We start from the raw sequence: 12,288 nt of genomic DNA on the forward strand, positions 1-12,288 counted from the left end.
ATGCTGAGTTTCGAAATCTTCCTCGCCATCGGCATGTTCACCGCCATCGTCCTCGGGCTGGTGGTGATCATTCTGGCGGCCCGCGCCAAGCTGGTGTCCAGCGGCGACGTGAATATCGTGATCAACGGCGAGCGGACCATCACTGTGCCCGCCGGCGGCAAGCTGCTGCAGACCCTGGCATCCCATAACGTCTTTTTGTCTTCCGCGTGTGGCGGCGGCGGTACTTGTGCCCAGTGCAAGTGCGTCGTCGAGAGCGGCGGTGGGGAAATGCTGCCCACCGAGGAGTCCCACTTCACCCGCCGCCAAGCAAAGGAAGGCTGGCGCCTGTCCTGCCAGACCCCGGTGAAACAGGACATGCATATCGAGGTGCCGGAAGAAGTCTTCGGTGTGAAGAAGTGGGAGTGCACGGTGGAGTCCAACCCCAACGTGGCTACCTTCATCAAGGAGCTGACGCTGCGCCTGCCGGAAGGCGAGAGCGTGGACTTCCGCGCTGGTGGTTACGTACAGCTGGAATGCCCGCCACACCAGGTGGCCTACAAGGACTTCGATATTCAGCCCGAATACCGGGGCGACTGGGACAAGTTCAACCAGTGGAAGTACGTATCCAGAGTCGAGGAGACGGTGATCCGCGCCTACTCCATGGCCAACTACCCGGATGAGAAGGGCATCGTCAAATTCAACATCCGTATCGCCTCGCCCCCGCCAGGCAAGGATCACTTGCCGCCTGGGCAGATGTCTTCCTGGGTCTTCAGTCTCAAGCCAGGCGACAAGGTTACCGTTTATGGCCCCTTCGGCGAGTTCTTCGCCAAAAACAGCGAAGCGGAAATGGTCTTCATCGGTGGTGGTGCGGGCATGGCGCCCATGCGCTCGCACATTTTCGACCAGCTCAAACGCCTGGGTTCAAAGCGCAAGATCAGCTTCTGGTATGGCGCGCGTTCCCTGCGCGAAGCCTTCTATACCGAGGAATACGACCAATTGGCCGCCGAGAATCCGAACTTCCAGTGGCACCTGGCGCTGTCCGACCCGCAGCCGGAGGACAACTGGAGTGGGCTGAAGGGCTTCATCCACAACGTCCTTTATGAGAACTACCTCAAGGACCACCCGGCCCCCGAGGATTGCGAGTTCTACATGTGTGGCCCGCCGATGATGAACGCTGCGGTGATCAAGATGCTCACCGACCTCGGCGTGGAGCGGGACAATATCCTGCTGGATGATTTCGGTGGCTAGGCCGATCGCGCTGATGTTCTCGGCCAGTCTCCTGCTGGCCGGGTGTGGCGATAGCCTGGAGCAGTTCAGCGGCCCCACCATGGGCAGCAGCTACTCGGTGAAGTACGTGCGCAACGCTTCCGGCCCTTCGGTCGAGCGGGTCCGCCACGAGGTGGAAGGCATCCTGAAGGAAATCGACCTGCAGATGTCCACCTACCGCGCCGACTCCGAAGTGGAGCGTTTCAACGCCTTGCCGGCAGGCAGCTGCATGGCACTGCCTGCCCCGATGCTGGAGCTGGTGTCTTTCGCCGGCGACCTGTCAAAGGACAGCAATGGCGCCTTCGACATGACGGTGGAGCCGCTGCTCAACCTCTGGGGGTTCGGCCCTCAGTCACGTGGCGAGCAGGTACCCAGTGCCGTAGCCATTGCTGCCGCGAAGGCCAATGTCGGTCATCAGCACCTGTCGATTCGTGGTCAGGAGCTGTGCAAGGACGCACCGGTGCAACTGGACTTCAACAGCATCGCCGCTGGCTATGCGGTTGATCGCGTGGTGACACATTTGGGTGAGCTGGGTGTCGGCAGTGCGCTGGTGGAAATCACGGGCGAGTTGAAGGCCTTCGGCCGCAAACCCGATGGCTCGCCCTGGCGCATCGCCATCGAAGCACCGCGGGATGATCGGCAGGTAGCGCAGAAGATCATCCAGCTCGATGGGGTCGGCGTTTCCACCTCGGGCGACTATCGCAACTATTTTGAGAAGGGCGGCAAGCGTTACTCCCACACTCTGGATCCGGCAACGGGGGCGCCGATCAGCCACAACCTGGCGGCGGTAACCGTGGTGGATGAGTCGGCGCTGAGGGCGGACGGGTTGTCCACCTTGCTGCTGGTACTGGGGCCGAAGGCGGGGGAGGCCTATGCTGAACGCCATGGCATCGCCGCCTTCTTCGTGATCCGTGAAGGACAGGGCTTCGTCAGCCATGGCAGCAGCCGCTTCCGCGAGCTGCTCGAGCAAGAGGAGAAGTGAAGATGACCTTCGTGCTGGTGTTCCTGATCATGCTGCTGGTGGTGCTGGGCATGGCCGTCGGCGTGATCATGGGTCGCAAGCCCATCGCCGGTTCCTGTGGTGGAATCGCCAACCTGGGCATCGAGAAGGAGTGCTCGATCTGTGGCGGCAATCGCGAGAAATGTGAGGAAGTGCGCCGCGAGGGCGATGTAGTGGATTCAAACCTCGCCTACGACGCGACCAAGCGCTAATGTGCAGCGCCAGGCGCCTGGACTAAGCTGCACGCCAGTTCAGGGTCCCTTCCAGGATCGCCGAAACAGGTTCCGATTTCCGCGGTGGCGACTGCCGCGGACCTTGCCGGGGGCGCCAAAGGGCGCCCCGGCCCGTTATGAGGAGTAAGCATGGCTGTCTACAACTACGACGTAGTGGTGCTGGGTTCGGGCCCGGCGGGGGAAGGTGCGGCGATGAACGCCGCCAAGGCAGGGCGCAAGGTAGCGGTGGTAGACAACCGCCCGCTGGTTGGCGGCAACTGCACCCACTTGGGCACGATTCCGTCCAAGGCGCTACGTCATTCCGTTCGGCAGATCATGCAGTACAACACCAACCCGCTGTTCCGCCAGATTGGTGAGCCGCGCTGGTTCTCCTTCCCCGACGTGCTGAAGAGTGCCGAGCGGGTTATTTCCAAGCAGGTCGCCTCGCGCACCGGCTTCTATGCGCGCAACCGCGTCGACGTATTCTTCGGTACTGCCAGCTTCCATGACGAGCAGACCGTGGAAGTGGTCTGCGCCAGTGGTGTGGTGGAAAAGCTGGTGGCCAAGCAGGTCATCATCGCCACCGGCTCGCGCCCTTATCGTCCGGCGGATGTCGACTTCAACCACCCGCGCATCTACGACAGCGATACCATCCTCAGCCTGACCCACACGCCGCGTCGAATCATCATCTACGGAGCCGGCGTGATCGGTTCCGAGTACGCCTCGATCTTCAGCGGCCTGGGTGTGCTGGTGGACCTGATCGACAACCGCGACCAGCTGCTCAGCTTCCTTGACGACGAAATCTCCGACGCCCTCAGCTACCACCTGCGCAACAACAATGTGCTGATTCGCCACAACGAAGAGTACGAGCGCATCGAAGGATTGGAGAACGGGGTGATCCTGCACCTCAAGTCCGGCAAGAAGATCAAGGCCGACTGCCTGCTGTGGTGCAACGGTCGTACCGGCAACACCGACAAGCTGGGCCTGGAGAACATCGGGATCAAGGTCAATAGTCGTGGCCAGATCAACGTTGACCAGTACTACCGTACTGAAGTCAGCAACATCTTCGCTGCCGGTGATGTGATCGGCTGGCCAAGCCTGGCAAGTGCTGCCGCGGATCAGGGCCGCTCGGCCGCCGGCAGCGCCGTTGAAAATGACAGCTGGCGCTTCGTCGATGACGTACCGACCGGCATCTACACCATTCCGGAGATCAGCTCGATCGGCAAGAACGAGCGCGAACTCACCCAGGCGAAGATCCCCTACGAAGTGGGCAAGGCTTTCTTCAAGGGCATGGCGCGTGCGCAGATTTCCCACGAGCCGGTGGGCATGCTGAAAATCCTGTTCCACCGCGAGACCCTGGAAATCCTCGGCGTCCACTGCTTCGGCTACCAGGCCTCCGAGATCGTCCACATTGGCCAGGCGATCATGAACCAGAAGGGTGAAGCCAACTCCATCAAGTACTTCATCAACACTACCTTCAACTACCCGACCATGGCCGAAGCCTATCGGGTGGCTGCGTTCGACGGCCTTAACCGGCTTTTTTGAGCGGCACCGGCCGGGCGCCTGAGCCGGCCGGGGAGGACCCTCTCGGCGATACGCACCTATGGCGCTGGCCGAACCGGGAGAGCTTCTGATCAGGTGACGCCTAAACGAAAAAACCGGCCTTTATGGCCGGTTTTTTCATGGGGGACTGCCTGAGCTTGAAGAACCATTCAACCGTGGCACGCCTGCTGTAGGGTGCGCCATGCGCACCGGTTCGGCCTCAGTGGAGCGACAGTCGTGGTCCAGGTGCCGCTGGTGCGCGCGGCGTACCCGACAAACTTGTCGGCATAGTCATTTCAATCGCGAATGAACTCGCTGCAGCCGGGCGGCTTCAGCGTATCCCAATGGAGGTGCTTGCCAGGCCTGGGAAGTCGGTGATGATGCTGTCCACGCCGAAGTCGGCGAGGCGGCGCATCAGCGCTGGTTCGTTCACGGTCCAGACCGAAACGTGCAGACCTTCCTTCTGGGCTTTCAGCAGACGCTCCGGGGTACAAAGCGTCCAGTTCAGGGCCAGCAGGTTGCAGCCGTGGTGCTTGGCCACCTTCAGCGGGTCGAGCCAGGCGTACTCCGCCACGAGCCCGCGAGACAGCTTTGGCGTCAGTCGGTTGAGGGCGCGCAGAACCTCGCGGGAGCTGGAAGTGACCGTCACCTTGTCCACCAGTCCGTGACGCTCAGCCAGCTCCTGGATTGCCAGCACGGTCCGCGCGGCGCGAACCCGCGAAGCGCTCTTCACTTCCAGTTGCCAATGATCGAAATCACAGTGCTCGAACAGGCTCGCCAGGCGCGGGATGGGGCAGGGCTGGTGCCAGCCTGGTCCGCCCAGGCGGGCGTCATAACCTTCCAGCTCTTCGGCGTCATGCTCCGCCACTTTGCCCCGACGGCCGGTGGTGCGCTTCAGGCTGGGGTCGTGGATCACCATCAGCTCGCCGTCTCGGGACAGGTGCAGGTCCAGCTCGCAACGCTTCACGCCGTGTGACAGGCATTGCTTGAAGCTGGCCAGGGTGTTTTCCGGGCATTCGCCCTTTGCGCCTCGATGGCCGTAGATCAGGGTCACGTTTATTCCCTTGGTGCTCTGGGTTGATGGTGTCGAACGCTGTCGATGACTCGTCCGCTTTCGAAATAAACCGAGAATTCGCGGTAGTCCCAGCGACTGATCGGTGGCTTGCCTACTGCGGGGTGTTCTTCGTCAGGAAGGCCGAAGCGCTCCAGTACCGCGCCCTGGCTCTCACCGCGCACAGGCAGCGAGAGGCCCAGGTCGCCTTGCTCTCCGACAGGAATCTCGATGGTTTCCGCGCTAACGGGCAGTGCGAGGAGGAGGCAGGTCAGCAGCAGTCCGGTACGCTTCATGCGCGGGTCTCAGGTGGAAGGAGAGGAACGTTCGCGGGCCTGGCGTCGCTGCTGGGCCTGTTTCTGAAGTATGTGGCGCGCCAGCAGCTGGCGCTGGGCGTCGGTAAGGTCATCGAACTCGGTGCCGATATCGAACTGGCCGTCATCGCGGGGCTGGTTGTGGATGACCGTGGCATTCAGCAAGAGGCCAAGGGCCTGGGGCATCAGCACCATCTTGATCGCCAGGTGGGTGCCGGTTTCGATGGGCTGGTCGCTGGTGAAGCCAAGGCCGCCTTCTGACAGGGTCACCTGGCGTGCTGGGCCGATGTCGCGCAACAGGCTCTGCGCAAGGGCCTGGCCAAGCAGGTCAATTCGCTTGTTGATGACCTTGAGGTAATTCGCCAGGGTTCGATCGCGCTCATGGATATGCCGCAGCAAGTGCTGCGATTCGAAGTCCATCAGATGCAATTCGCTAAGCAGTCCGAACAGTTGAGAGCCGCTGTCCGCGCCGCTTTCATCAGCTGTTTCGCCCTGTTTCAGCGGGCGAAATTCCAGTGCGATCGAATCTTCGATGCGGTAGTATTCGCGGCGGTCATCCGCGTCTCGTGTCGACATGGCGAACCCATGGCAGCGGTGGTGGTCGAAGAGCTGTTCCGTTTTGCAAGTCCGTTTGCGTCGCCCGGAGCGCCGCGACAGACCACGAACAGAATTTGAGTGTAAACGCTGCTCGCCAAGCCCCGCCACAAGGACGTCCCTTCTTTCGCCAGCGAACTCCACTTCCATGTTCAGACCGCTGTCCCTGTACATAGGCGCACGCTACACGCGCGCCAAGCGCCGCAACTACTTCGTCTCCTTCATTTCCCTGACCTCCATGATCGGCCTGGCACTCGGTGTGCTGGTAATGATCCTGGTGCTGTCGGTCATGAACGGCTTCGACTATGAAATGCGAACCCGTGTGCTGGGCATGGTGCCCCACGCCACCGTGGAGTCCGCGGTGCCGATCAATGATTGGCGCAAGCTGGCAGAAGGCGTGGCCCGGCATTCCGAAGTGAAGGCCGTTGCGCCTTACACCCAGGTCCAGGGCCTGCTGACTGCCGACGGCAAGGTACAGAAGGTGCTGGTCAACGCCGTGGACCCGCAGGAAGAACCCAAGGTTTCCATCATCGGCAACTTCTTCCGGGAGGGCAGCCTCGGTGCCCTGAAACCGGGCGAGTTCGGCATCGTCATTGGCGATCGTGCGGCCAGCAAGCTTGGCGTCGGTATGGGCGACAAGGTCACTTTCGTGCTCCCGGAAGTTGCCGTGACCCCGGCGGGGGTCTTCCCGCGGATGAAGCGCTTCACCGTGGTCGGCATCTTCCACGTTGGCGCGGGTGAGCTGGATGGCTTCCTGGCCATTGCCAACCTGTCCGATGTCGCCCGCCTCAAGCGTTGGCAGCCGGACCAGGTTCAGGGGCTGCGCCTGAAACTCGATGACCTGTTCCAGGCGCCGCAAGTGGCGTGGCAGATCGCGGGCGAATTGAAGGGCGAAGATTTCTATGCCCGTGACTGGACCCGTACGCACGGCAACCTCTACCAGGCGATCAAGATGGAAAAGGCCATGATCGGCCTGCTGTTGCTGCTGATTGTGGCTGTCGCTGCCTTCAATATCATTTCAACCCTGGTGATGGTGGTGACTGACAAGCGCGGTGACATTGCCATTCTCCGGACATTGGGTGCCACACCCAGGCAGATCATGGGCATCTTCATGGTCCAGGGCACCGTGATCGGTGTTGTCGGCACGCTTATTGGCGGCGTGCTGGGCATTCTCGCGGCATTGAACGTGAGCGATGCCATCGGCCTGCTGGAGCGCCTGCTGGGACACAAGTTCCTCAGTGCCGATGTCTATTTCATCGATTATCTGCCATCCCAACTGATGGCCGAGGACGTGGTGCTGGTCTGCTCGGCTGCGCTGGTCCTGAGTTTCCTCGCCACCCTTTATCCCGCCTGGCGTGCCGCGCGCACCCAGCCAGCAGAGGCTTTGCGCTATGAGTAACAAGGCTGTCCTGAGTTGCCGCAACCTGGGCAAGAGCTACGACGAGGGCCCGCAGTCCGTCGAGGTGCTGTCTGGCGTCCAGCTGGAACTGCATCCGGGAGAGCGGGTGGCCATCGTGGGTAGCTCCGGCTCCGGCAAGAGCACGCTGCTGAACATGCTGGGTGGACTGGATACCCCGAGCAAGGGCAGCGTCTGGTTGGCCGGCGAGGAATTGTCCGCGCTCAGTGAAACTGCCCGCGGCCTGCTGCGCAATCGCGCTCTGGGGTTCGTCTACCAGTTCCACCATCTGCTGCCAGAGTTCACTGCGCTGGAGAACGTCTGCATGCCGTTGCTGATCGGTCGTACTGCAATCGCCGAGGCGCGCCAGCGTGCCACCGCGCTGCTGGAGCGCGTTGGACTGGGCCATCGCCTGTCGCACAAGCCGGCCGAGCTTTCCGGTGGTGAGCGCCAGCGGGTGGCCATTGCCCGCGCCCTGGTCAACAACCCAGGTCTGGTGCTGCTCGACGAGCCCACCGGCAACCTCGACCAGCACACTGCGCATGGCATCCAGGAGCTGATGCTGGAACTGAGCCGCTCCTCGCAGACCGCCTTCCTGGTGGTGACCCACGACCTGCAGCTTGCCCGCCAGATGGATCGGGTGCTGCGCCTTGAAGAAGGCCGACTGGTGGCTGCCTGAGATGTTCAGACCTCTCCCGATCTTTATCGGCACGCGCTATACGCGCGCCAAGCGCCGTAACCACTTCATTTCCTTCATCTCGCTCACGTCGATGATCGGTCTGGCACTGGGCGTGCTGGCCATGATCGTAGTGCTCTCGGTGATGAACGGATTCCAGAAGGAAATGCGCTCGCGCATCCTCGGCATGGTGTCACACGCTACCCTGAGTGCCGATCAGCCCCTGGCCGACTGGCGCCGCGTGTCCGACGCCGCAATGAAGCACCCGGAGGTCGTGGGCGCGGTGCCCTTCGCTGAGCTGGAGGGCATGCTTTCCTACAAGGGAATGATGCAGCCGGTGCAGATCAATGGTGTTGACCCGCAGGAAGAGACCAAGGTTTCCATCATCGGCAAGCACATGGTGCAAGGGAATCTCGATGCCCTGAAGCCGGGCGAGTCCGGCATCGTGGTCGGCGAAATTACTGCGCGGCGTTTCCGCCTCAATGTCGGCGACAAGCTGACCCTGATCGTCCCTGAAGTCAGCAATGCACCAGGCGGTATTACGCCGCGGATGCAGCGCCTCAATGTGGTGGGTGTATTCAAGGTCGGTGCCGAGCTGGACAGCTCCCTGGCGCTGATCAACATCGCCGATGCCTCCACCATCCAGCGTCTGCCGGAAGGGCAGGTGCAAAGTGTGCGCCTTGCCCTGAAGGACCTGTTCCTCGCACCTGAAGTGTCGAAACAGATTGCCGCCGAGCTGGGGCAGGGTTATCGCGCCGATGACTGGACCCATACGCAGGGCAGTCTGTTCAGCGCCATGAAGATGGAGAAGACCATGATCGGCCTGCTCCTTTTGCTGATTGTGGCCGTGGCTGCGTTCAACATCATCGCCACCTTGATCATGGTGGTCGCCGACAAGCGTGCGGATATCGCCATCCTTCGCACGCTGGGAGCGACGCCGCGCCAGATCATGGCGGTGTTCATGGTTCAGGGCAGCGTGATCGGCTTCATCGGCACGCTGATCGGCACCGTGTTGGGCATCATCACGGCGCTCAACGTCAGCCAGTGGATCGCTGCGCTGGAGCGCGCCAGTGGCCGGCAGATATTCAGTTCAGACGTCTACTTCGTCAGTTACCTGCCGTCTGAGCTGCAATTGGGGGATGTTCTGCTGATCTGTGGCGCGGCCCTGATCCTGAGCTTCCTGGCCACCCTCTATCCCGCCTGGCGTGCCGCCCAGACCCAGCCAGCCGAGGCCTTGCGCTACGAGTAGGGGGCGCTCCCCGCAATAGAAAACGCCGCATTCAATGCGGCGTTTTCGTTTTAGCGGCTGTTTTCGCGCCGGGCCTTCTGGCGTTTGCGCCAACTGTGCCCGACCCACCAGCGCCAATAAAGCATGGTCAGCATGTAGGCCAGTGCGCCGATCAGGATGCCGCAGACCACCGATCCTAGGAGGAATGGTTGCCAGACCGAGGAAAGCTCCTGCGTGATCCATTCCCAGGTCAGTTCCTCGGGTAGGGCGCGCGGAGAGATCTGCATGATCCACGCCCCCATCTTGTAGGTGCAGTAGAAAACCGGCGGCATTGTGATGGGATTGGTCAACCACACGAGACCCACCGAGATCGGCAGGTTCGCACGGACCATGATGGCCAGGCCGGCTGCCAGCAGCATCTGCATGGGAATGGGGATGAACGCGGCGAACAGGCCCATGGCCATGGCGCGGGCGACCGAATGGCGATTGAGGTGCCAGAGGTTCGGGTCGTGAATCAGGGTGCCGAGAAAACGCAGGGACTTGTGTTCCCTGATGGTGTCCGGGTTCGGCATGTAGCGTTTGAATATACGACGCGGCATGGGCGGTCTCTGGCCGACGAAAGCGCCGGGTATTATGCACACCCGGAAATGACATCGCCGGGTCAGTTTGTGTCGGCAAGTTTAAACGGAACTGCGCCGCCTGGATCGCGACGTGCAGGGCTGTAGGGGACGTCGCCGCAGTCTCCGTCCCAGGGAAGGGAAGTCGGATGCCCATGGTTTCGGGGTTGGCCACGCTTGCCGTAGGCCTTCTTTTATTGCGCTGGATGCCTGTCTTGCCGCCTGTCTGGTGGCTCCTGCTCCAGTTGATTCTCGGATTCGCGCTGCTGGCGTCGCGTGCCTGGCGCAGCGGGCTGTTCCTGCTTGGTCTCGGTTGGGCTTGCATGAGTGCCCAATGGGCGTTGGACGACCGGTTGGAATCGCGGTTGGACGGCCAGGTGCGCTGGTTGGAAGGAACCGTGGTCGGCCTCCCCAGCACGGCTGATGGGGTGGTGCGCTTCGAGCTGGCGGCGCTCCATTCCTCCCGGGCGCAATTGCCTGGCAGGTTGCGGCTGTCCTGGCATGGCGGCCCGCGTGTGTTTGCCGGCGAACGCTGGCGGCTGGCTGTTCGCCTTAAACGACCGCGTGGTCTCGTGAATCCCGCGACCTTTGACTACGAGGCGTGGCTGCTGGCACGGCGCATAGGGGCAACCGGCTCGGTCAAGGCCGGGGAGCGACTGGAAGCGGCAAGCGGCCCTGTCGCCTGGCGGGACTCCTTGCGTCATCGTTTGCTGCAGGTGGATGCCTGGGGACGGGCCGGTGGGCTAGCCGCCTTGGTGCTGGGCGACGGCTCCGGCTTGCAGGATCGGGACTGGCGCCTGTTACAAGACACGGGGACCACGCACCTGATGGTGATTTCCGGTCAGCACATCACGCTATTCGCGGGTGTCCTTTACGGCCTGGTGGTGGTGCTCGCTCGAAACGGACTCTGGCCTCGGTCGCTGCCCTGGCTACCCTGGGCTTGTGCCATGGCTCTCGCCGGTGGGCTCGGATATGGCGTGCTGGCAGGATTCGATGTGCCGGTGCAGCGAGCTTGCGTGATGCTTGGCGTCGTCTTGCTCTGGCGTTTGCGCTTTCGCCACCTGGGATTCCTCACGCCTTTGCTGGTGGCGCTGTGTGCCGTATTGCTGGCTGAACCATTGGTAGTGCTGCAACCGGGATTCTGGCTTTCCTTTGGTGCTGTGGTCCTGCTGGTGCTGGCCTTTGCCGGGCGGCTGGGGGCATGGCGCTGGTGGGCGACCTGGTGGCGAGCTCAGTGGGTCATGGGTGTGGGGTTGGCGCCTCTGCTGCTGGCCCTGGCCTTGCCCATCAGCCTCAGTGGCCCTCTGGCGAACCTGCTGGCGGTGCCCTGGATCAGCCTGGTGGTGCTGCCGCTGGCGCTGCTAGGCACATTGCTACTTGGCATTCCCCTACTGGGGGATGCATTGCTCTGGTTGGCCGGTGGTGCCCTGGAGTTGCTGTTCCAGATACTGGCCTGGACGGCGACGCAGGTTCCCGCCTGGATTCCTACGCAAGTTCCGTTCTGGGGTTGGATCCTTGGAACGCTGGGTGTACTGCTGCTGATTGCCCCGGCTGGCGTGCCGCTGCGTGCGCTGGGGCTGGCGCTGCTATTGCCCATGCTGTTCCCGCCGCAGGAGCGCCCGGCACGTGGTCAGGCCGAGGTTCGGGTGCTGGATGTGGGGCAGGGCCTTTCGGTGCTGGTCCGCACTCACGAGCATGCGATGCTCTACGACGCCGGTCCGCGCCGGGGCGACTTCGATATCGGCGAGCGTGTGGTAGTTCCGACCCTGCGCGGCCTGGGGTTGTCTCGGCTGGATCTGTTACTGCTCAGTCATGCGGATTCCGATCATTCCGGCGGCGCCCTGGCCGTAAGTCGGGGGTTGGCGGTGGCGCGGGTGCTGACTGGTGAGCTGGAGCGGCTGCCATCCGAACTGGGCGCCGAGGCCTGTCCGGCTGATCTGGCCTGGACTTGGGATGGCGTGAGATTCCGAATCTGGCAGTCGCCACTGACAGGCGATAGCAATGATGGCTCATGTGTGTTGTCGGTCGAGGCCGCTGGTGAGCGCATCCTGTTGAGTGGCGATCTCGGGGCTCGCGGTGAAGCCGCCTGGGTCGCCAGTGGCCAGCCACTTGCGGCGCGCTGGCTGGTGGCGGGCCACCATGGCAGCCGAACGTCCTCCAGTGGCGCGTTCCTGCATGCCGTGGCGCCTGAGAAAGTGCTGATTTCCCGAGGCCACCTGAACCCCTACGGCCATCCCCATCCGTTGATCGTTTCGCGAATCGGCGCGCTGCCCGCCGAGATCCATGACACGGCGAAGCAGGGTCATTTGCTGCTGCGTCTGGGCGCTGGCGTCGAGCCGGAGAGCGAGCGAGAAAAGTCCGTATTCTGGAGGGAAAAATGAGAACGGCGACGGTCGGCGGAGGCCCGCCCCTA

The 12,288-nt window shown here is 62.5% G+C and carries 12 protein-coding genes; 8 read left to right on the forward strand and 4 right to left on the reverse strand.

What is annotated here, in order from left to right; genetic code table 11:
* The 4 genes from nqrF (at position 1) to sthA (ending at position 4,002) form a co-directional block, all read left to right on the forward strand.
* Positions 1-1,227 (forward strand): NADH:ubiquinone reductase (Na(+)-transporting) subunit F, encoded by a 1,227-nt coding sequence (gene nqrF, locus SA496_RS08255; RefSeq protein WP_330115259.1) that lies wholly within the window; start codon positions 1-3, stop codon positions 1,225-1,227.
* Positions 1,211-2,227: an FAD:protein FMN transferase gene (locus SA496_RS08260; RefSeq protein WP_330115260.1), complete on the forward strand. Its 1,017-nt coding sequence runs from the start codon at positions 1,211-1,213 to the stop codon at positions 2,225-2,227. The genes nqrF and SA496_RS08260 overlap by 17 nt, the downstream gene beginning before the upstream one ends.
* 2 nt (positions 2,228-2,229) lie before the next feature.
* Positions 2,230-2,457, forward strand: a complete 228-nt coding sequence (nqrM, locus tag SA496_RS08265; protein ID WP_120651641.1) for a (Na+)-NQR maturation NqrM — start codon at positions 2,230-2,232, stop codon at positions 2,455-2,457.
* A gap of 150 nt (positions 2,458-2,607) precedes the next feature.
* Positions 2,608-4,002: a Si-specific NAD(P)(+) transhydrogenase gene (gene sthA / locus SA496_RS08270; protein ID WP_120651640.1), complete on the forward strand. Its 1,395-nt coding sequence runs from the start codon at positions 2,608-2,610 to the stop codon at positions 4,000-4,002.
* A 328-nt stretch (positions 4,003-4,330) separates the two neighbouring features.
* On the opposite strand, the gene SA496_RS08275 is transcribed toward sthA, so the two are convergent.
* Genes SA496_RS08275 through SA496_RS08285 form a run of 3 tightly spaced genes read right to left on the reverse strand, consistent with a single transcriptional unit; the run spans position 4,331 to position 5,940 of the window.
* Positions 4,331-5,053, reverse strand: coding sequence for a glycerophosphodiester phosphodiesterase (locus tag SA496_RS08275; protein WP_120651639.1), 723 nt, complete (start codon positions 5,051-5,053; stop codon positions 4,331-4,333).
* 2 nt (positions 5,054-5,055) lie between these two features.
* Positions 5,056-5,346, reverse strand: coding sequence for a phosphodiesterase (locus SA496_RS08280; protein ID WP_330115261.1), 291 nt, complete (start codon positions 5,344-5,346; stop codon positions 5,056-5,058).
* A 9-nt stretch (positions 5,347-5,355) separates the two neighbouring features.
* Positions 5,356-5,940, reverse strand: a complete 585-nt coding sequence (locus SA496_RS08285) for a PilZ domain-containing protein (RefSeq protein ID WP_120651637.1) — start codon at positions 5,938-5,940, stop codon at positions 5,356-5,358.
* A 166-nt stretch (positions 5,941-6,106) separates the two neighbouring features.
* Here SA496_RS08285 and SA496_RS08290 point away from each other — a divergent pair, with 166 nt between their 5' ends.
* Genes SA496_RS08290 through SA496_RS08300 form a run of 3 tightly spaced genes read left to right on the forward strand, consistent with a single transcriptional unit; the run spans position 6,107 to position 9,279 of the window.
* Complete coding sequence (locus tag SA496_RS08290; protein WP_120651636.1) at positions 6,107-7,357, forward strand: lipoprotein-releasing ABC transporter permease subunit; 1,251 nt, start codon at positions 6,107-6,109, stop codon at positions 7,355-7,357.
* A complete protein-coding gene (gene lolD / locus SA496_RS08295) occupies positions 7,350-8,033 on the forward strand; it encodes a lipoprotein-releasing ABC transporter ATP-binding protein LolD (RefSeq protein ID WP_120651635.1) in 684 nt (227 codons plus the stop codon). The genes SA496_RS08290 and lolD overlap by 8 nt, the downstream gene beginning before the upstream one ends.
* A 1-nt stretch (position 8,034) precedes the next feature.
* Positions 8,035-9,279 carry a lipoprotein-releasing ABC transporter permease subunit gene (locus SA496_RS08300; RefSeq protein ID WP_120651634.1) on the forward strand — a complete coding sequence of 415 codons (1,245 nt, stop codon included), beginning with the start codon at positions 8,035-8,037 and terminating at the stop codon, positions 9,277-9,279.
* Positions 9,280-9,329: 50 nt separating this feature from the next.
* Here SA496_RS08300 and SA496_RS08305 read toward each other — a convergent pair whose 3' ends face one another.
* Positions 9,330-9,857 (reverse strand): DUF2062 domain-containing protein, encoded by a 528-nt coding sequence (locus SA496_RS08305; protein WP_120651633.1) that lies wholly within the window; start codon positions 9,855-9,857, stop codon positions 9,330-9,332.
* 173 nt (positions 9,858-10,030) lie between these two features.
* Here SA496_RS08305 and SA496_RS08310 point away from each other — a divergent pair, with 173 nt between their 5' ends.
* Entirely contained in the window at positions 10,031-12,256 is a 2,226-nt protein-coding gene (locus SA496_RS08310; protein WP_330115625.1) for a DNA internalization-related competence protein ComEC/Rec2, read from the forward strand.
* Positions 12,257-12,288: the final 32 nt, after the last annotated feature.

Origin of the sequence: Pseudomonas sp. JS3066 (assembly GCF_036328175.1) — a bacterium.
In the GTDB taxonomy this organism is placed as follows: domain Bacteria; phylum Pseudomonadota; class Gammaproteobacteria; order Pseudomonadales; family Pseudomonadaceae; genus Metapseudomonas.

Bases quoted from the DNA above. Each gene is read 5' to 3' on its own strand.
- nqrF (WP_330115259.1), top strand. From the start codon at position 1: ATGCTGAGTTTCGAAATCTTCCTCGCCATCGGCATGTTCACCGCCATC.
- SA496_RS08260 (WP_330115260.1), top strand. From the start codon at position 1,211: ATGATTTCGGTGGCTAGGCCGATCGCGCTGATGTTCTCGGCCAGTCTC.
- nqrM (WP_120651641.1), top strand. From the start codon at position 2,230: ATGACCTTCGTGCTGGTGTTCCTGATCATGCTGCTGGTGGTGCTGGGC.
- sthA (WP_120651640.1), top strand. From the start codon at position 2,608: ATGGCTGTCTACAACTACGACGTAGTGGTGCTGGGTTCGGGCCCGGCG.
- SA496_RS08280 (WP_330115261.1), bottom strand. From the start codon at position 5,346: ATGAAGCGTACCGGACTGCTGCTGACCTGCCTCCTCCTCGCACTGCCC.
- SA496_RS08285 (WP_120651637.1), bottom strand. From the start codon at position 5,940: ATGTCGACACGAGACGCGGATGACCGCCGCGAATACTACCGCATCGAA.
- SA496_RS08290 (WP_120651636.1), top strand. From the start codon at position 6,107: ATGTTCAGACCGCTGTCCCTGTACATAGGCGCACGCTACACGCGCGCC.
- lolD (WP_120651635.1), top strand. From the start codon at position 7,350: ATGAGTAACAAGGCTGTCCTGAGTTGCCGCAACCTGGGCAAGAGCTAC.
- SA496_RS08300 (WP_120651634.1), top strand. From the start codon at position 8,035: ATGTTCAGACCTCTCCCGATCTTTATCGGCACGCGCTATACGCGCGCC.
- SA496_RS08305 (WP_120651633.1), bottom strand. From the start codon at position 9,857: ATGCCGCGTCGTATATTCAAACGCTACATGCCGAACCCGGACACCATC.
- SA496_RS08310 (WP_330115625.1), top strand. From the start codon at position 10,031: ATGGTTTCGGGGTTGGCCACGCTTGCCGTAGGCCTTCTTTTATTGCGC.